Below are 17889 nucleotides of genomic sequence, written 5' to 3'. Positions count from 1 at the left end.
TCCGCGAACCGGGCTGCGGAAATCCGCGAACCGGAATCCGTGGGCCCGCATCCGTAACCTTTCAGGCGTGACGATCGAGAAACGACAGTGACGATCGAAGGCAGGCAGTACGGCGGACGCGCCGTGACCGAACGAAAAGCCGAGCGCCGGCAGCGCTTCCTCGACGCGGCCATCCAGATTTTCGGTGAGCGCGGCTACGCCAACTGTTCGCTGGCCGATGTATGCGCGGCCGCCGGACTGTCCAAACGCCAGTTCTACGAGGAGTTCCAGACCCGCGAGGATGTGCTGGTCGCGGCATACGACCAGATCCAGGACCAGGCCGCCGCCGCGTTGGCCACGGCCCTGAGCGCCATGGGACCGGACCCGGACCCGACCGACACCGTGACGCGGGCCCTCTCGGCCTTCCTCGGCTCGATCGGCGCCGACCCGCACCGTGCCAAGGTCGCCTTCGTCGAGGTGGTCGGCGTGAGCGAGCGCATGGAGCAGCACCGGCGCGATCGGCGGCACGCCTGGGTCGCCACCCTGTATCTGGCGGTGGAACCGCTGGCCGGTTCGGGCGCGCGGGTGCGCGGCGCGGGCGAGCTCGCGGGCAGCGCCCTGATCGGCGCGATCAACGGCCTGGCCCACGAGTGGCTGCTGTCCGAGCCGCGCCCGCCGGTGAGCGACCTGGTGGAAGTACTCGTCCCCATGGCGGTTTCGCTCATCGTGCGGGATCCGGCCTAGGCAGTCACCTCACACCGAGCCGATCACATCAGCCGCCGCATGAAGTAGGTGTACTCCAGCGCGCTGGTGTGCGCCTTCTCGTCGTTGTTCGCGCCAGACCCGTGGCCGCCCTGGGTGGCCTCGTAGAACAGGTACGGATCGCCGAATTCGGCTAGTCGGGCGGCGAACTTGCGCGCGTGCTGGGGCCCGACCCGGTCGTCCTTGGTGGTCGTCCAGATCAGCGGCTCGGGGTACTTCACGCCCTTCTTCAGCTGTGCGTACGGCGAAATGGAGGCGAGGAAGGCACGTTCGTCCGGATCGGCCATCGATCCGTATTCCCCCACCCAGGACGCGCCCGCCGCGATCTGCTCGTAGCGGACCATGTCCAGCAGCGGAACCTGGATGTCCACCGCACTCCACAGGTCCGGATGTTGCGTGAATTCGACACCCATGAGCAGCCCGCCATTGGACCCGCCCTGGATCCCCAGCCGCCGCGGCGAAGTGATCTTGCGCGCGACGAGATCGCCGGCCACGGCCGCGAAGTCGTCGAAGGCCTTCTGCCGGTGGGTCTTCAGGGCCGCGTCGTGCCAGGCGGGCCCGTATTCGCCGCCGCCGCGGATGTTCGCGATGACATACGCGCCACCGTGTTCCAGCCACGACTTGCCGAGCAGCCCGTTGTAGCCGGGCGTGGACGAGGAGTCGAAGCCGCCGTACCCCCACAGGATCGTCGGGGTGCTGCCGTCGTAGGGCAGCGTGGCCGGATGCACGATGAAGTAGGGCACCTTGGTCCCGTCGGGCGAGGTGGCCTTCAGTTGCTCCACCACGAACCCGGACGAATCGAACCGTGCCGGTGCGGCTTTCACCTGGTTCAGCCGTCCGGTCGCGGTGTCCAGGCTCCAGATGGTGGCCGGGGTGAGCATCGACGTGACCGATAGGTAGGCCATCTCGCCCTGGGAATCGGCGTCCACGCCCGAGACGGTCGCATTGTCGGGCAGGGGAACCGGTGCGGACGTCCAGCCGTCGTCGGGCTGCGGGGTGTAGACGGTGGCGCGGCCCTTCACGTCGTAGAGCGAGGTCACCACCACGTGGTCGCGGGTCGTCATGACCCCTTCGAGGGTCTCCTGCGGCCCGGGTTCGTAGACGAGCGTGGCCGTCGGCTGATCCGGGTGCGCGATCAGGTCGTCGGCATCGAGGGACACCAGCGAGCCGGACTTGAAGGTGGCGCCGCCGGTGGTCCAATCCTGTTGCAGCGCAACCAGGACCCGATTGCCGACCATGCCCTGGAGCCCGGACTTCGGCGGCAGCCCCAGCCGCACGGGCTGCGCGCCCGCGAGCAGGCTGACCTCCGACTCGTAGAACGACGGCCGCCGCTCCACCATGTTCATCCGCCGCCCCGCCCCGTTGTCCAGCAGCGTCGCCGCGGTGGCGAGCCCATCAGCCTGGCTGCCGCGGGCGATCTCCACCGCCTGGTCGAGCGCCTGCCCGCGCCCCAGACGCTTCACCACGTACGGATAGCCCGAGGTGGTCTTCTCCCCCGGCTGCCATTCCCGCGACACCAGCAGTGTGTCGGTGTCCACCCAGGCGGCGTACTGCTTGCCGCGGTCGAGCGCGAATCCGCCGGCCACGAACGTCCCTGTCCCCAGATCGAATTCGCGCAGTGTGACGGCGTCCTCGCCGCCCTCGGACAGCTCGACCAGGCAGCGCCGATGGGTGACCGGGTCGCAGGACATGCCCTTCCACACCCAGTTCTTGCCCTCGTCGCGGGCCAGAGCGTCGAGATCCAGAACCGTGCGCCACTGCGGTTGCGGCGATTCGTAATCCGCGACCGTCGTCTCCCGCCAGATGCCCCGCTGATGGTCGGCGTCCTGCCAGAAGTTGCCGATCATCCCGTCGTGGAACTCCGGCACCGGCAGGCGATCGGCCGCATTCGCCAGCGCCTTCGCCTGGGCCAGATTGTCGGCGTAGCGCGGATCCTGTTCCAGCACGCCGAGGGTCCTCGTGTTCTCGGCCGCCACCCACGATTGCACGCGGGGACTGTCCAGCTCTTCGAGCCACTGATACGGGTCGCTCGCCGTGCTCGATCCCCCGCACGCGGCCAGCAGGACCACCGCCAGACCCGCGAGGGCGGCCCGGATTCCGCTCTTGCTCCAAACCATGAAATCCCCCATCCCATGATCACGAGGCGACCCCGATCGGGGCGTCAGCGAGCCACCCTACCGCCGCCCACCGACAACCTGTCGGTGCCTGGTGCCGACAACCTGTCTGCGCCTCCTGCCCACGACCTGTCGGCGCCGGGCGGCAAGATCACGGGCATGACCGACGAGGAGAGGCGCTGGGCCGATCCGCACGCCACCACGGCGGTGCGGAAGTTCCTGCGCCGGCACCGTCGAGCGGTGGAGACCGTGCTGACGGCGGCCCGGCTGGACGGGCTGGACGAACTCGCCGACGCCGCAGCGGAATACGCCGCCAACCCCGCCGGACCGGTCACGCCGGAGGGCGCGGCGGTGGTGTTCGCCATCGCACAGCGGGCGGCGATCGCCTATCGGACCGGGCCACAGCGGGAGCAGGAGTTCATCGACCGGTTCATCGACAGCTGGACGAACGAGCACGGGTACGCGTTCGCGGCCGCGGTCGCCGAGACACGGCAGGGCCTGCGCATCGAGGAACCGGAGCCGCGCGCGGGACGGATGACACCATGGCTGCGGGCGACCACGCCCGGCGAGGAGCCCGAGCCCGCCGCGGAGACATTGAATCTCCGGGTGCGTGCCCGGCTGGGTGCGCAACCGTCCTCTCCCGGCGGGGACACACCACACGCCCCCGCGGACCCGAAATCGGTGACCACCGACCAGATTCGGCGACTGGAGGCGGCCATGGTGGACGGCCGGCGATGGCGGTCCGCGGCTCACCGGCGGCTGGTGCTCGAGGATCCCGCGCTCGGCCAGCTCGCCCGGCGGCTGGTGTGGGCGAGCTTCGACGGCCGCGGCACCGTGACGGGTACGTTCCGCATCGATGCCGAGGGCGGGCTCCGGGCCGTGGACGACAGGCCCGTCGAGCTGCCGCGCGAGACGCTGGTGGGCGTGGCCCACCCGCTGCACCTCGCGGAGTCCCTGGCGGCATGGCGGAATTCGTTCGCCGGCAACCGATTACGCCAGCCGTTCGAGCAGCTGGACCGGCGCACGTACATCCTCACGTCAGCGGAGGCGGAAGCGGATCGCCTGTCCCGCTTCACCGATCGCCAGGTCCGCACCGATCGGGTGTTCGGACTGCAACAGCTGGGCTGGGAGTTGTCCGGAGAGCTCCTGTATCGCCGGTTCGGTCCGTTCCGGGAGGTGGCCGTCACGCTGGACCCCGGGCTCGCGGGCGGTTATCGCTACGAGCCCGAACTCCAGCGGGTGCTGGCGGTGGAGCTCCGGGGCGGCACGTTCGGGTCGTTCGATGCCGTCACCGCCTCGGAGCTGATCCGTCAGCTGGAGCGGCTGGCGGCGTGACGTCCGGCGCGGCGCCCGAAGAAGGAGCCCGCGCCGAGCTGGGTGCCGCTGGAATAGCCCTTGCCGTCCTGGGCCAGAGTGGAGGCGGTAGCGCCCGCCGCGTAGAGCCCGGGAATCGCTGATCCGTTGTCCCGCAGCACTTCCGAGTCGGCCGAGGTGCGCAGGCCGCCGAGGGTGAAGCCCGCGTACAGCGCCTTGCCCAGGGTCAGGTCGAAGGCCGCCCACGGTCCGTGATCCTGCGGCTCGAGCCATTCGGCCGCCTTGTGGAAATCGGGATCCTCGCCGCGGGCCGCGTTCTCGTTGTATCGGTCGAGGGTGGATCGCAGTGCCTCGTACGGGATTCCGAGCGCGGTCGCCATCTCCTCGACGGTCTCCCAGCCGTCGATGAACGGCGCGAGCGGGAACATGGGCCGTTCCATGTGCTCGGAGTCCACGATCAGGTAGGCCACCGCACCGGGCTGATCGAGTACGAAGGCGGAGGTCCGCGCGTGATAGGAATCCTCGGCGACGAAGCGTTCGCCCCGCTGGTTCACCACGATTCCGGTCAGCAGCTTCGCGGGCGGATACACGGGCGCGGTGACGAACGCCTGGTCCATCATGCGGGTCATGCCGCCCGCCGAGACGCCGAGCCGGATGCCCAGCCCGTCGTCGAAGGGCGTCCCCAACACGAAAGGCTTCTCGGTCAGCCACGGCACGTGCTCGGTCACCATGTCGGTGTTCATGACGAAGCCGCCGGCGGCGAGCACCACCGACTTCGCCCGCACCGCACCGGTGGTGCCGAGGTGCTTCCAGCTGACGCCGGCCACACTGCCGTCGGCCTCGGTGATCAGATTGGTCACGCCGGTCTCGTACCGCACCTCGACGCCGAGCGCGGCGGCCCGCTTCACCAGCAGCTCGATGATCATGGCCGCGCCCTGGGTGTCACCGGGCACCGGAACCTTGTGCCCGCGCGGCGCGGGCGTCGCCTGATCCCGGTAGGGCCAGACCTTTTCGTTGCCGGTGTACATCAGCCCCTGGGTGCCGGGCTGGATGACCGCCTTCTCCGGGTAGTAGCTGCGCTCGAATTCGAAACCCAGGCTCTCCAGCCAGTCGAAGTGCTCGACACTGCCGTCGCAGTAGGCACGGATCTTGTGCGGTTCGGGATCGCGCGCCACCGACAGCAGGTACTTGTACATCTCCTCGGCCGAATCGTCGTGGCCGGTCGCCCGCTGCACGGCAGTGCCGCCGCCGAGGTAGAAGTGCCCGCCCGCCAGCGCGGTGGTGCCGCCCGCGACGCCGGCCCGCTCCAGGACCAGTACGCGGGCCCCGTTGGCGGCCGCCTCGACCGCCGCGCAGCCGCCCGCGATGCCGAATCCGGCCACGACCACGTCGACCTCGTCGGACCACTCGGTAATCGACGCCGCCGCAAGGGTTTCCGGTATCTGTGTGCTCACTGCGCATCCTTCTTGATCTGCTCGAAGAACAGCCGCATATTCGGCCCGATCTCGGCGAGTTCGATGAACGGCACGCCCGAGGCAGCGCCGTCGAGGTAGGCGAAACGCATCTGCCCGCTCATGTCGCCCTGCTGCACCACCGGGATCCCCTGCGCCGCGGCTTCTTTCAGCGCGCCGTCGAAGTCGTCGGGTTCCAGGCAGATGTGGTGCAGGCCGGGTCCGCCGCGTTCGAGGAATTCGGTGTAGATGGAGCGGCCGCGCACCGGCTGGATGAGTTCGAGCTGGGTGTCGCCGCTGTAGGACAGGGAGATGTGCGCGGTGAAGTCGGCGGGTTCGCCACGGTAGACGCAGCTCTCGGGCCCGAAGTGGACCTCGGGCATGCGCATCCAGCCGCCGGCGCCCATGGTGGTGTTCAGGAACTGTTCACCGGCCGCGATGTCCTCGACCACCCAGGCGATCTGGGTGACCGGGCCGCGGGCCACACTTGTGCTGTCCACCCCGGCAGTTAATCACAATCGCTTAAATTGGCAAGGGTTACTCGTCGTCGGGATCCGGATCGGATGGCGCCGTCCACCCTTTGTTGCTGAGGCCGTAGAACGTCGAGACCAGCAGATACAGCACCAGTGCCGTGATCGGAGAGAAGAATCCGACCCCGATGCACACCGCGTAGACCAGGATGCCCGGCCAGGCCCGCCAACTCTCTCGCCGCGCGTAATCCGCACCCAGACCGGGCTTCAACATCTCCGGCCGCTTCGCCAGTCGCCACCACATGGGCGCCCACGGCACGGTCATCATCACCCCGACGATCCCGTACAGCGCCACCGCCACCACGGCGTCCCGGCGCGTCCCGTGCACCACATTGTCGGCCACCACCATCGTCGGGAACGGCACCAGCGAAATGCCCAGCAGCAGCATCAGATTCCACCACCGCAGCACGTGGTCGATGCGCCGCAACCGCCCGAAGAAGGTGTGGTGGTTCATCCACACGACGCCGATCGTCATGAACGACGCCAGATAGGCCACGTACGCCGGCCAGATGTGCGCCAGCGCCTGCAGCAGGCGCCCGGGTTCATGGTCGGGCACCCGGATATCCAGAATCAACAGGGTGATGGCAATCGCCATCACCCCGTCGCTGAACGCTTCCACCCGGGCGGTTCCGGCGAGCGTGCGATCCGGAACCGATCCGTCACTCATGGACGGAAGCGTAACCCGATTCCGCGATCGCTTCAGATCGCTTGGCCCGCTTGATGGTTCGAACCGTGATCGCCATCAGCACCACGGTCACGCCGATCATGAGCGCGCTCGACAGCCAGGCCATGGTGTGGATGGGCAGCCGGTAGGCGAGCACCACCCGCAGCACGGACTCGCCGACCAGGCCCACGCCCCACATCCCGGCGATCCGGTTGTGCACGCGGCGCACCAGCGGGTTGGTACGGAAATTGTGCTCCATCTCCGCCAGCTTCGCCGGTGAGTTCGCGAAGGCCTTCCGGGCCGCCACGTAGGTCAGCGGCTTGCCCAGCAGTGCGCTCACCCCGAACGCGAGACCGATGACCGCGGTGGTGAGCGAGTCCCGCACGATCATCATCCGGGCGTCGCCGCTGATCAGCGAGCTGGCGATGCCGAAGACGAAGCCGGCCAGGATGAGCGCGGCCAGGGCGTCGACGCGCCGGGCCCGGATCACCTCGACGAGGACCATGATGCCGGAGAACACCGCGCCCGCCAGCAGCGCGAGGAAATCGGAGTACCCGGCCCAGTGCAGGAGGTAGTACGCCGCGAGCGGCACCGCGATGTCACGGGCGGTGGGAGCGAGCATGCGCAGCAGGTTCGGCCGGTCCTGCGACTGCGGCGCGGACACTGCGGCGATGTTGTCGGCCATGGTCGGAACTCCTGTAATCGGTTTGTGCGCTACAGGAATGACGCTACGGTCGCGCCGACCTCGCCGAATCTGCCAACCATCACCTCCCGGCCATGACAGTTGTCATGCCGGCGCCGGACACGCCGTCCGCCGCCATCCCCGCTTCGGCCCGACGGAAGACGATGATTTCCGGAGCCGGGCGTCGTCTCCATTCCCGGGGACCGAAATACCGATTCGAGGAGTTGACCATGTCCTACGTGACGCAGCCGGGCGATCCGGTCTGGACCGATCTCTTCACCACCGACACCGACAGCGCCATCGACTTCTACGGTGAGCTGTTCGGGTGGAGCGCGGATGTCGCGCCCGAGTACGGCGACTACATCACCTTCCGCAAGGACGGCCTGGCCGTCGCGGGCGGGATGCGCAATAACGGGAACAGCGGGCCCGATCAGTGGACCGTGTACCTGGCCAGCCCGGACGCCGAGGCGACCGCGGCGGCCGTCACGGCGTCCGGCGGGATGATCGCGGCGCCGGTGACGGCGGTCGGGGACCTCGGCAAGTTCGGCGTGTTCGGGGACAACGGCGGGGTCGGGATCGGCGTGTGGGAAGCCGGCACCATGGCCGGGTTCGAGCAGCGCGGCGTGGCCGGCGGCGGGCAGTGGGAGGGGCATGTGGGCACGCCCTCGTGGTTCGAACTGCACACGCGCAACTACGACGACGCCCTGAAGTTCTATCGCGAGGTCTTCGGCTGGAAGGACCCGTTCACCATTTCCGATACACCCGAATTCCGGTACACCACCATCCATTCCGTGACCCCGATGCTGGGCGGCGTGATGGACTCGAGCAGCTTCCTGCCGCCGAGTGTGCCCGGATACTGGACCGTCTACTTCGGCGTCGAGGACGTGGACGCCGCCGTGCGCAAGGTGGCCGAACTGGGCGGCAGCGTGGTGCGGCCCGCCGAGGACACCCCGTACGGCCGGCTGGCGGCGGTGGCCGACCCGTCCGGCGTGCGATTCAGCCTGGGCGGCAACAAGTCCTGACCGGTTGCACAGCGCGTGTACCCGATCGATAACCGGCCCCGGACAGGACGAACGGCCCGGCCCCCACAGTGACCGGGCCGTTCGGATCATCCCGCGGCGACGTGGTCGGCGCCCCAGCAGCGCTTCGGACGCCGCCTCGGGAAGTCACCCCCCGGTGACGACGACGGCGCCGCGCACGCCGGTGGCCAGGGTCTGCTGCCTGCCCAGTCCGGCGACCTCCACGACCACGACATCACCGTCGCGCAGATAGGGTTTCGGCTCCGGTCGGCTGACCGCGACGCCGCCCGGGGTCCCGGTCAGCACCAGATCACCGGGTTCCAGGGTCATCAGCGTGCTCAGGTACCGCAGCAGTTCGCCCACTCCGGCGACCATGTCGCCGGTCGTACCCGCTTGCCGCTGTTGGCCGTTCACCCACAGCTGCAGGCTCAGCGCCTGCGGCTCGGCGACCTCGTCGGGTGTCACCAGCCACGGGCCGATGGGGGTGAAGGTGTCGAAGGACTTGCCCTTCACCCAGGTCGGTTCGCCCGCAATGCCATTGCGCTCGGTGACGTCATTGGCGGTGACATAGCCGCCCACCGCCCCCAGCGCGGTGGCGGCGTCCGGGCAGTCGCGCAGCGTGCGGCCGATCACCACGCCCAGCTCCACCTCGTGGTCGGTGGCGCGGCTGCCTGGCGGCAGCTCGATGGCGTCGTAGGGACCGCTCACCGTGGTGCCGGGCTTCAGGAACACCACGGGCCGTTCCGGAATGGCCGCGCCGATGGCCGCGGCGTGGTCGGTGTAGTTGAGCCCGATGCCGATCACCTTGCCGGGCCGGGCGATCGGTGCGCCGACCCGCGCGGCCGGATCCACCTCGGGCAGGGATCCGGCGGCGAGCGTGGAGCGCACCGCGCTCAGCGCCGCCGGATCACCCAGCAGCCGGCCGTCGATATCGGCGGTCACGGACGACAGATCGCGCAGCGCGCCCTCATCATCGATGGCCACGGGACGCTCGGCGCCCCGGACCCCTACGCGCAGCAGTTTCATACGTCGCCTCCCGGCTGCTTCATTTCTCGGCCCCCGATTGCTCGGCGGCCACGGCCGCCACCCCCGCGCCACCCGGCAGGTGTTCGTGCGCGATGCGAATACCCAGCTGCTGCAACAGCATTGCCCCGGCACTCAGGCAGCGCTGTTCGTCCGGTTCGATCTCGATGAGCGAATACGCGGCGGCGAAGCCGGTTTCGCGCAACCGGTCCGCCGGCAACGTGTTCCGGCCGCACACGGCGACCACCGGCACCCCCGCGGCTCGTGCCGCCGCCGCCACGCCCGCGGGCGCCTTGCCGTGCAGAGTCTGCTCGTCGAGCTTGCCCTCGCCGGTGACGACCAGGTCCATCCCGGCCAGCCGCGCGTCGAAACCGACCAGCTCCAGCATCAATTCGATGCCGGGCCGCAGGGTCGCGCCGAGGACGGCGAGCGCGGCGAATCCGACACCCCCCGCGGCGCCGGCCCCCGCCGCGTCGCGCCGATCCGACCCGAGTTCCGCGGCCAGCCGCTGCGCCCACTGCCCGAGCGCGGCGTCCAGCTCGGCCACCTGGGCCGGACCGGCGCCCTTCTGCGGCCCGTAGACCGCAGCGGCCCCATACGGCCCGGTGAGCGGATTGTCGACATCGCAGGCCACCGTGACCTCGACGCCGTCCATCCGCTCGCGCAGGGCGGTCAGGTCGATGGCGTGCACCCGGGTGAGAGCCGCCCCGCCGTCGCCGATGGGCTGCCCATCCGCGTCCAGCAGCCGGGCGCCGAGCGCCTCCAACAGACCTGCGCCGCCGTCGGTTCCGGCACTGCCGCCGATGCCGAGCACGATGCGGCGGCACCCGGCCGCGACCGCGGCCGCCATCACCTCGCCGGTGCCCCGGCTGGTGGCGGTCATCGGTTGCAGCCGGCCTTCCGGCAGCCGCACCAGGCCCGACACATCCGCCATCTCCACGACCGCGAGATGGTCGCGCCGGGCGTAGGCGGTCAGCACCGGTTCCCCGGTCGGCCCCGACGCGGTCAGCGGGACCGCGTCGAAACCGGCTGCGAGCGCGGCGGCGACGGTGCCGTCACCGCCGTCGGCCACGGGCGCGACCGCCACCGAGGCGTCGGGACGCGCCCGCCGGATTCCGGCTCGCACGGCGGCCCCGACCTGCGCCGCGGTCAGCGAGCCCTTGAATTTGTCGGAGGCGATCAGCACACGAGCCATGGGAATCCTCTAGTCCAGTGGGACGGTTGCGGTCGGGGCGTCGACGAAGGCCGAGGCCAGCTCCTCGAACTCCACGACCTCGTTGATCTCACGCGCGCCCATGGACACATTGGTGACGCGCTCGAGAATGCATTCGACCACGACGGGCACCTTGAATTCGGCCATCAGCGACTTGGCCTTCTCGAAGGCGGGACCGATGTCCTGCGGCTCGAAGACGCGAATCGCCTTGCAGCCCAGACCCTCCGCGACCTTGACGTGGTCCACGCCGTAGCCGTTGACCTCGGGCGAGTTGATGTTCTCGAAATCGAGCTGGACGTAGTAGTCCATCTCGAACGCCCGCTGTGCCTGCCGGATCAGCCCCAGGTACGAGTTGTTCACCAGCACATGGATGTACGGGATGTTGAACTGGGCGCCGACGGCCAATTCCTCGATGAGGAACTGGAAGTCGTAGTCACCGGACAGCGCGACGACCTGCTCGTCCTTGCACGCGGTGGCGACACCCAGCGCGGCGGGCAGGGTCCAGCCCAGCGGGCCGGCCTGACCGGCGTTGATCCAGTGCCGCGGCTTGTACACGTGCAGCAGCTGTGAGGCCTGAATCTGCGACAGTCCGATGGTGGTGACGTACCGGGTGTCCCGGCCGAACGCCTTGTTCATCTCCTCGTACACGCGCTGCGGCTTGAGCGGCACGTTCTCGAAGTGCGTCTTGCGCTGTCCGGTCGCGCGGCGGGCGCGCACCTGCTCGGCCCAGTCACCGTGGTCGGTCAGACCACCCACGGCGTCAAGGGATTCCGCGACGGCGATGAACTGTTCCAGGGCCGCACCGGCGTCGGAGACGATGCCGTAGTCGGGCGCGAAGACCCGGCCGATCTGGGTCGGCTCGATGTCGACGTGCACGAACTTGCGGTCCATGGTGTAGGTGTCGAGACCACCGGTGTGGCGGTTGGCCCACCGGTTGCCGATACCCAGCACGAAGTCCGAGGCCAGCAGCGACTCGTTGCCGTAGATGTGCGAGGTCTGCAGACCCACCATGCCGGCGTTCAGCTCGTGGTCGTCGGCGATGGTGCCCCAGCCCATCAGGGTCGGGACCACCGGAACACCGGTCAGCTCGGCGAATTTCACCAGCAGGGCGTCGGCGTCGGCATTGATGATGCCGCCGCCGGCGATGATCAGGGGACGCTTCGCGGCGTTCAGCATCTGCAGCACCTTGGCGGCCTGCGCCCGGGTGGCGGCCGGGCGAGCCACGGGCAACGGCTCGTAGGTGTCGATGTCGAACTCGATCTCGGCCAGCTGCACGTCGATTGGCAGATCGATGAGTACCGGGCCCGGACGGCCTTCGCGCATGAGCCAGAACGCCTTCTGGAAGGCGCCCGGCACCTGGGCGGGCTCGAGCACGGTGTGCGCCCACTTGGCCAGCGGCTTCGCGATGGACGCGATGTCGACGGCCTGGAAGTCCTCCTTGTGCAGTTTGGACACCGGGGCCTGGCCCGTGATGCACAGGATCGGAATGGAATCCGCGCTGGCGGCGTACAGACCGGTCACCATGTCGGTGCCCGCCGGGCCCGACGTCCCGATGCAGATACCGATATTGCCGGGCTTGGCCCGGGTGAAGCCCTCGGCCATGTGCGAGGCGGCCTCGACGTGGCGGGCCAGCACGTGCTTGATGCCGCCGTGCGCCTTCATGGCGCTGTAGAACGGGTTGATCGCGGCGCCCGGCAGACCGAAAGCCTGTGTGGCCCCTTCCCTTTCCAGGATCAGGACCGCCGCGTCGACGGTGCGCATGCGCGCCATAATCAGTTCTCCTTGTCCAGCTTGCCGCTCAGGCGCTCGACGCCGCGCAGCAGTGCAGAGTGGTCCAGGTGGCCGTCGCCATTGGCGCGGGCCGAGGCGACCAGCTGCGCGATGAGCGAGCCGGCCGGGCTCACCAGACCGGCCTCACGCGCGGCGGTGGTGAAGATGCCCATGTCCTTGTGGTGCAGGTCGATCCGGAAGCCCGGCGCGAACTCGCGGTTGATCATCTTGTCGCGCTTCTGGTTCAGCACGGCCGAACCGGCCAGGCCGCCGCCGAGCACGTCCAGGGCGGGGCCCAGCTCGACGCCGTAGGCCTCGAGGAATACCACGGCCTCGGCCACGGCCTGGATGTTGCTGGCCACGATGAGCTGGTTGGCGGCCTTCACGGTCTGGCCCGCGCCATTCGTGCCGACGTGCACGATGGTCTTGCCGACAGTGTCGAAAACCGGCTCGGCGGTGGCGAAGTCCTCGGCCGAGCCGCCGACCATGATGGACAGGGTCGCGTTCACCGCGCCCGGCTCGCCGCCGGAGACCGGGGCGTCCAGCAGGCGGAAGCCACGCTCGGCGGCCTGCTTCGCCAGCTCCTGGGTGACATCCGGGCGGATGCTGGAGAAGTCGATGATCAGCGCGCCGGGCTCGGCGGTCTCGAAGACACCCTTCTCACCGGCAAGAACCTCCTGCACGTGCGGGGAGTCCGGCACCATCACGGCGATGACCTCCGCGCCGCGCACGGCGTCCGCGATCGAGGTGACCGCACGGCCACCCGCGTCGACCAGCGGCTGGGCCTGGGCCGGGTTGCGGTCGAAGCCCTTGACGGCGTGGCCGGCGTTCTGGAGGTGGACGGCCATCGGGGTGCCCATGATGCCGAGGCCGATGAAAGCGATGTTGGTCATGATCTGTTCCCTAATCCTCTGTATGGCAAGTTCTCTGGGTCTCTGGACGGCGGGCTACTTCGCGGCGCGACGCTCGCGCGGCAGCCATTCGAAGGCGTCCTCGGAACGGCCGGACGGCTTGTACTCGAGGCCGACCCAGCCCCGGTAGCCGCGCGACGCGAGGTCGGTGAGCTGAAGCTCGAGCTGGAGCTCGCCGGTGCCCGGCTCGTTGCGGCCCGGGTTGTCGGCGATCTGCACGTGGGCGATCCGGTCGGTGTACTCGGAGATCACCTTGTCCACGTCGTCGCCGTTCACGGCGAGGTGGTAGAGGTCGGCGAGCAGGCCGATATTGCTGACGCCCGCGTACGCCCGCACCTTGTCGATGACAGCGAGACCGTCGACGGCCGTCAGCAGCGGGTAGCGCGGCGCGCCGGAGGCGGGCTCGACCAGGATGGTGGCCCCGATCCGGGAGGCGGCCACGGCCGCCGCCGCCAGATTCTCGACGGCCAGCTCGTCCTGCTGCTCCGGGGTGGCGTGGTCGACGCGGTTGCCGTAGAGGGCGTTGAAAGCCTTGGTGCCCAGTCGTTCTCCGATGCCGACCGTGACGTCGATATTGTCCTTGAACTCCGCGGACCGCGACGGCCAGGAGACCAGGCCGCGGTCGCCGCCGGCCATGTCACCGGCGAAGAAGTTGAGGCCGATCAGCTGCACGCCCGCGTTCTGCACGGCGGCGACGAAGGCGTCCACGTCCCGGTCCGACGGGACCGCCTCGGCGAACGGCCACCAGAACTCGATGGCGTCGAATCCGGCCTGCCGCACGGCTTCCGGGCGCTCCAGGGTGGGCAGCTCGGTGAACAGCAGCGAGCAGTTCACGGCGTAGTCGAGCGAGTGGGTCATCAGGAATCCCTCCAGTTCGTTCCCGCAGCGTTTCCGCTATTTTCCACAATGCGGAAATATTTTTTCGGGATATGAAAATGCTAGTGCTCCCGAAACAACCCCGTCAAGAGAGTTCCGGGAGCTACCGGCCAGTACGGCACGAGATATACGAAATTGCCGATTCAGTCGCGGATATCGTCGTCCAGTCGCTCGCCCAGATCGTCCTTGCGATCCTCGGCTGCCGCGAACACCGAAGCGCCCGTCTTGTTTCCACCCTTGATCTCGTTGAACACCAGATTCAACGCGATCGCCACCACCGCCGTGGCGGAGATGCCGGAGTGCATGATCACCCGAGCCAAGTCGGGAACCTGTCCCAGAACGTCGGCGCCGCAATCGGAATCAGGCCCACGCCCATGGCCACCGCGACGATGACCATATTGAGGTTGTCGGTGAAGTCCACCCGCGCCAGCGTGCGGATACCACTCGCCGCCACGGATCCGAACAGGACGATGCCCGCACCGCCCAGCACCGGATACGGAATCCCGGCCACCACCGCGCCCACCACCGGGAACAAACCCAGCAGTACGAGCACCAAACCGCCTGTCGCGACCACGAACCGGCTCTTGATGCCGGTGAGCGCCACCAGTCCGACGTTCTGCGCGAAGGCGCTGCACGGGAAGCTGCCGAACACCGGCGCGACCGTGGTGGAGAGCATGTCGGCCCGCAGGCCGGTCGCCACCCGCGCCGAATCCACCTCGGTGCCGACGATTTCGCCGATGGCGAGGATGTCGGCGGTGGTCTCGGTCATGATCACCAGGATCACGATGGTCATGGACACGATCGCGCCGGCCTCGAACGTCGGCCCGCCGAAGTGCAGGATCGGCGGCAGCGCAATGATTTTCGCCTTGCCGACCGCCGAGAAGTCGGCGTGGTGGGTGACCACGGCCAGCAGGGTGCCGATCGCCAGGCCGATCAGGATCGACAGCCGCGAGATCGCGCCCTGGAAGAGCCTGCTGATCACCAGAATGATGAGCAGGGTCAGCCCCGCGAAGCCGATATTGCCCATCGAGCCGTAATCGGCCGCCTTGGGATCGTTGCCCATCGCCCACCGGAATGCGGTGGGCAGCAACGAGAGTCCGATCACCGTGATGATCGTCCCGGTCACCACGGCCGGGAAGAGCCGTACCAGCTTGGCGAAGAAACTGGACAGCACCAGTCCGATCAGACCGGCGACTATGATCGCGCCGAAGACCGGCCGGAGTCCGCCGTCGCTCGCGATGGTGACCATCGTCGAGACACTGGCGAACGAAATACCCTGCACGATCGGCAATCTGGAGCCGATGGGCCCGATGCCGAGGGTCTGTAGCAGGGTGGCCAGACCGGAGAGGAACAGGCCCGCCGTCACCAGCAGGGCCATGTCCGACGCCGAGAGCCCGGCCGCACCGCCGACGATCAGCGGCGGTGCGATCACACCGCCGTACATCGTCAGAATGTGCTGAGTTCCGTAGACCACCAACTGACCCAGGGGATGTCGCGCATCCTCGGGACGGGTGATGGTCTCTGTCACGCGGCTCTGGTCATCACCCATCGCCGCACCTCCTAGATCAGCACTGAGCCATTCAGCAAAAGCCCGGGGTGGCGAGCCAGGCGTTCCCGGCCTCGTTGGCGTCGTCGCGCTCGACGGTGGCCTCGATCAGGCCGTACGGACGGTCCGCGGCGATGAAGACCTCGCCCGGGTTGTCCACATTGAAGGGGCTCAGGTCCACCAGGAAGTGGTGCTTGTTCGGGGCCGAGAAACGGATCTCGGCGACCTCGGTGAACTGCTCGAGCACCGCGCGGCCCATGGAGTAGAGGGTCTGCTGCAGTGCCAGCGAGTGCACCACGGCGAACTGCCGCAGGATGGTCTTGAGGATGGCGTCGTAGGTCTTGTCCCAGTCGACGTCGGTGTGGTTGTAGCGCCACCGGGCCACCAGCGAGGTCGCCATGATGCGGTCGTTGGTCGGCTGCAGGGTGGTGTACTTGTCCTTGAAGAAGCCGTGGAACTCCGAGCCCGTGGTCTTCAGCAGGGTCAGGTCCTTCACGCCGGAGACCACGTGGGCCTTGCGATCCGGGCCGACGCCGTCGATGTTCACCACGGTGGTGCGTACGCCCCGGCCCGACTTCACGAACGAGTGATCGTGGCCCTGACCGTCGACCTCGATGCGATCCCAGGCGTACTCCTCGATCTCGACGCGCGCACCGGTGGCGGTGGGGGCCCGGGAGATGAAGTGGTCGGCGAGGGTGAGGCCGAACTCCTCGATGGAGTGCACACCCTTCTCCTTGGCGAAGGAGAAGGCGGTGTTCTTCTGGGTGTCGGTGGGCAGCACGTCGCCCTGGTCGCCAGTGATGTGGGCGTCGGCGAAGTCGCCGCGCAGCGCCGAGGAGACGTTGAGGTCGCGAATCTGGTGGCGCGGGGTGTCGCGGTAGACGCGGACGACGCGGTTCTCGGCCTTGCCGTACTGGTTCTGTCCCAGCTTGATTGCCATGTGAGTTCAGCTTCCTCGGTAGGTGGAATAGGCGAAGGGGCTCATGAGCAGGGGCACGTGGTAGTGCTCGCCCGCCACCCCGGCGACCTTGAAGGTGATGGAGACCGACGGGTAGAAGTAGGTCTGATTCGTTGCGGCGGCATAGCTTTCAATGTCGAAGGTGAGCCGGTAGACACCGGCCGCGAGCCCTTCGGGGCCGAGATCGCGGATCCGGCCGTCGTCATCGGTCTTGCCCTCGGCCAGCACCCGCGCGTCCGGGCCGACCTGTTCCAGCCGCACCTCGACACCGGCCGCGGGCTTGCCCAGCGCGGAGTCCAGGATGTGCGTCGTAATGGTGCTCACTGCTCGAATACCTTTCGCAGGCGCAGGACCGCGATCTTGCGCAGCTCCTCGGCCACCACGGCCGTCTCGGTGGCGTCGTCGTTGGTGAGGCGCTGGTGCAGGCTCGCCAGAATCTGCTCGGCCGACAGGCCGGTGGCGCAGATCAGGAAGACCCGGCCGAAACGCTTCTCGTAGGCGCGATTGCCGTCCAGCAGCTGCGCGGCGATGGCCACGTCCTGGCCGACCCAGGCCTGCTCCTGGCGTGACCACGCGGATCCGGCGTCGGTGCCCGACACGCGGTCACCGATGCGGGGGTGCGCGGCCAGCGCGCGATCCACCTCGGCTCCGCTCAGGGCGCCGGCCAGCTCGCCGGCCCGGGCGAGCACGCTGTCGATATCGGCATAGGGCCGGGCCTCCAGCACGCCGTCGGCCCACGCGGGCACGTCACAGCAGGTCAGCAGGTCCGGCCGGAGTTGTTCCCCGGCTGTCGAATTGAATTCGCTCAATGTCACCATCGGCGCTACCTCTCTCGGATAGCGGAAGGGTGATTCCGCTACTCGAGAAGAGTGTCATGGGCCACAACAAATCGTCAACATTTTGTTGAAAATATACGGAGACCGCAGGTCAGGGCGCTAGCCGAGCATACGTACCGGCCACCCCGGCGAGGACGGCCAGCATGCCCGCCACCAGGTGGCCCCGAAGATGACCGGCAGCGCCTCGCCCGGCGCGGCGTCCTTGGCGATGGCCAGGATCGGCCCCACCGCCGCGAATGAT

Annotated in this window: 19 protein-coding genes; 3 read left to right on the top strand and 16 right to left on the bottom strand. The window is 68.6% G+C overall.

Annotation, left to right across the window (positions count from 1 at the left end):
- The first annotated feature begins 123 nt into the window (after window positions 1–123).
- Window positions 124–723 (top strand): TetR/AcrR family transcriptional regulator, encoded by a 600-nt coding sequence (locus tag AB0L60_RS06255; RefSeq protein ID WP_364608063.1) that lies wholly within the window; start codon window positions 124–126, stop codon window positions 721–723.
- A gap of 23 nt (window positions 724–746) precedes the next feature.
- On the opposite strand, the gene AB0L60_RS06250 is transcribed toward AB0L60_RS06255, so the two are convergent.
- Window positions 747–2858, bottom strand: coding sequence for a prolyl oligopeptidase family serine peptidase (locus AB0L60_RS06250; RefSeq protein WP_364608060.1), 2112 nt, complete (start codon window positions 2856–2858; stop codon window positions 747–749).
- 156 nt (window positions 2859–3014) lie between these two features.
- Here AB0L60_RS06250 and AB0L60_RS06245 point away from each other — a divergent pair, with 156 nt between their 5' ends.
- Window positions 3015–4190 carry a DUF4132 domain-containing protein gene (locus tag AB0L60_RS06245; protein ID WP_364608057.1) on the top strand — a complete coding sequence of 392 codons (1176 nt, stop codon included), beginning with the start codon at window positions 3015–3017 and terminating at the stop codon, window positions 4188–4190.
- Here AB0L60_RS06245 and AB0L60_RS06240 read toward each other — a convergent pair.
- The 4 genes from AB0L60_RS06240 to AB0L60_RS06225 are packed head-to-tail and all read right to left on the bottom strand — an operon-like array spanning window position 4166 to window position 7499.
- Entirely contained in the window at window positions 4166–5623 is a 1458-nt protein-coding gene (locus AB0L60_RS06240; protein ID WP_364608054.1) for an FAD-binding protein, read from the bottom strand. The genes AB0L60_RS06245 and AB0L60_RS06240 overlap by 25 nt on opposite strands.
- Window positions 5620–6120, bottom strand: coding sequence for a VOC family protein (locus tag AB0L60_RS06235; RefSeq protein WP_364608051.1), 501 nt, complete (start codon window positions 6118–6120; stop codon window positions 5620–5622). The genes AB0L60_RS06240 and AB0L60_RS06235 overlap by 4 nt, the downstream gene beginning before the upstream one ends.
- 37 nt (window positions 6121–6157) lie before the next feature.
- Window positions 6158–6817 (bottom strand): TMEM175 family protein, encoded by a 660-nt coding sequence (locus AB0L60_RS06230; RefSeq protein ID WP_364608048.1) that lies wholly within the window; start codon window positions 6815–6817, stop codon window positions 6158–6160.
- Window positions 6810–7499, bottom strand: a complete 690-nt coding sequence (locus tag AB0L60_RS06225; protein WP_364608045.1) for a VC0807 family protein — start codon at window positions 7497–7499, stop codon at window positions 6810–6812. The genes AB0L60_RS06230 and AB0L60_RS06225 overlap by 8 nt, the downstream gene beginning before the upstream one ends.
- A gap of 227 nt (window positions 7500–7726) precedes the next feature.
- Between AB0L60_RS06225 and AB0L60_RS06220 the strand changes: the two genes are divergently transcribed.
- Window positions 7727–8518: a VOC family protein gene (locus tag AB0L60_RS06220; protein ID WP_364608042.1), complete on the top strand. Its 792-nt coding sequence runs from the start codon at window positions 7727–7729 to the stop codon at window positions 8516–8518.
- Between the two features lie 144 nt (window positions 8519–8662).
- On the opposite strand, the gene AB0L60_RS06215 is transcribed toward AB0L60_RS06220, so the two are convergent.
- The 11 genes from AB0L60_RS06215 to AB0L60_RS06165 form a co-directional block, all read right to left on the bottom strand.
- A complete protein-coding gene (locus AB0L60_RS06215) occupies window positions 8663–9541 on the bottom strand; it encodes a fumarylacetoacetate hydrolase family protein (RefSeq protein ID WP_364608039.1) in 879 nt (292 codons plus the stop codon).
- Window positions 9542–9560: 19 nt separating this feature from the next.
- Window positions 9561–10733, bottom strand: a complete 1173-nt coding sequence (locus AB0L60_RS06210) for a glycerate kinase (RefSeq protein WP_364608036.1) — start codon at window positions 10731–10733, stop codon at window positions 9561–9563.
- A 9-nt stretch (window positions 10734–10742) separates the two neighbouring features.
- Window positions 10743–12521 carry a glyoxylate carboligase gene (gcl, locus tag AB0L60_RS06205; protein WP_364608033.1) on the bottom strand — a complete coding sequence of 593 codons (1779 nt, stop codon included), beginning with the start codon at window positions 12519–12521 and terminating at the stop codon, window positions 10743–10745.
- 2 nt (window positions 12522–12523) lie between these two features.
- Window positions 12524–13414: a 2-hydroxy-3-oxopropionate reductase gene (locus tag AB0L60_RS06200; protein ID WP_364608030.1), complete on the bottom strand. Its 891-nt coding sequence runs from the start codon at window positions 13412–13414 to the stop codon at window positions 12524–12526.
- A 54-nt stretch (window positions 13415–13468) separates the two neighbouring features.
- Window positions 13469–14290 (bottom strand): TIM barrel protein, encoded by an 822-nt coding sequence (locus tag AB0L60_RS06195; protein WP_364608027.1) that lies wholly within the window; start codon window positions 14288–14290, stop codon window positions 13469–13471.
- A gap of 161 nt (window positions 14291–14451) precedes the next feature.
- Window positions 14452–14628, bottom strand: coding sequence for a hypothetical protein (locus AB0L60_RS06190; RefSeq protein WP_364608024.1), 177 nt, complete (start codon window positions 14626–14628; stop codon window positions 14452–14454).
- On the bottom strand, window positions 14616–15857 hold the full coding sequence (locus AB0L60_RS06185) for a nucleobase:cation symporter-2 family protein (RefSeq protein WP_364608021.1): 1242 nt from the start codon (window positions 15855–15857) through the stop codon (window positions 14616–14618). The genes AB0L60_RS06190 and AB0L60_RS06185 overlap by 13 nt, the downstream gene beginning before the upstream one ends.
- 31 nt (window positions 15858–15888) lie before the next feature.
- Window positions 15889–16794 (bottom strand): factor-independent urate hydroxylase, encoded by a 906-nt coding sequence (gene pucL / locus AB0L60_RS06180; RefSeq protein WP_364608018.1) that lies wholly within the window; start codon window positions 16792–16794, stop codon window positions 15889–15891.
- Between the two features lie 6 nt (window positions 16795–16800).
- On the bottom strand, window positions 16801–17145 hold the full coding sequence (uraH, locus tag AB0L60_RS06175; protein ID WP_364608573.1) for a hydroxyisourate hydrolase: 345 nt from the start codon (window positions 17143–17145) through the stop codon (window positions 16801–16803).
- Entirely contained in the window at window positions 17133–17630 is a 498-nt protein-coding gene (gene uraD, locus AB0L60_RS06170) for a 2-oxo-4-hydroxy-4-carboxy-5-ureidoimidazoline decarboxylase (RefSeq protein ID WP_364608015.1), read from the bottom strand. Before uraD ends, uraH begins: the two co-directional genes overlap by 13 nt.
- 117 nt (window positions 17631–17747) lie before the next feature.
- A complete protein-coding gene (locus tag AB0L60_RS06165; protein WP_364608012.1) occupies window positions 17748–17876 on the bottom strand; it encodes a hypothetical protein in 129 nt (42 codons plus the stop codon).
- Window positions 17877–17889 lie beyond the last annotated feature (13 nt).

Source organism: Nocardia sp. NPDC051981 (assembly GCF_040680715.1).
Lineage (GTDB): Bacteria > Actinomycetota > Actinomycetes > Mycobacteriales > Mycobacteriaceae > Nocardia.
This window is presented reverse-complemented; position numbering and strand designations above follow the sequence as displayed.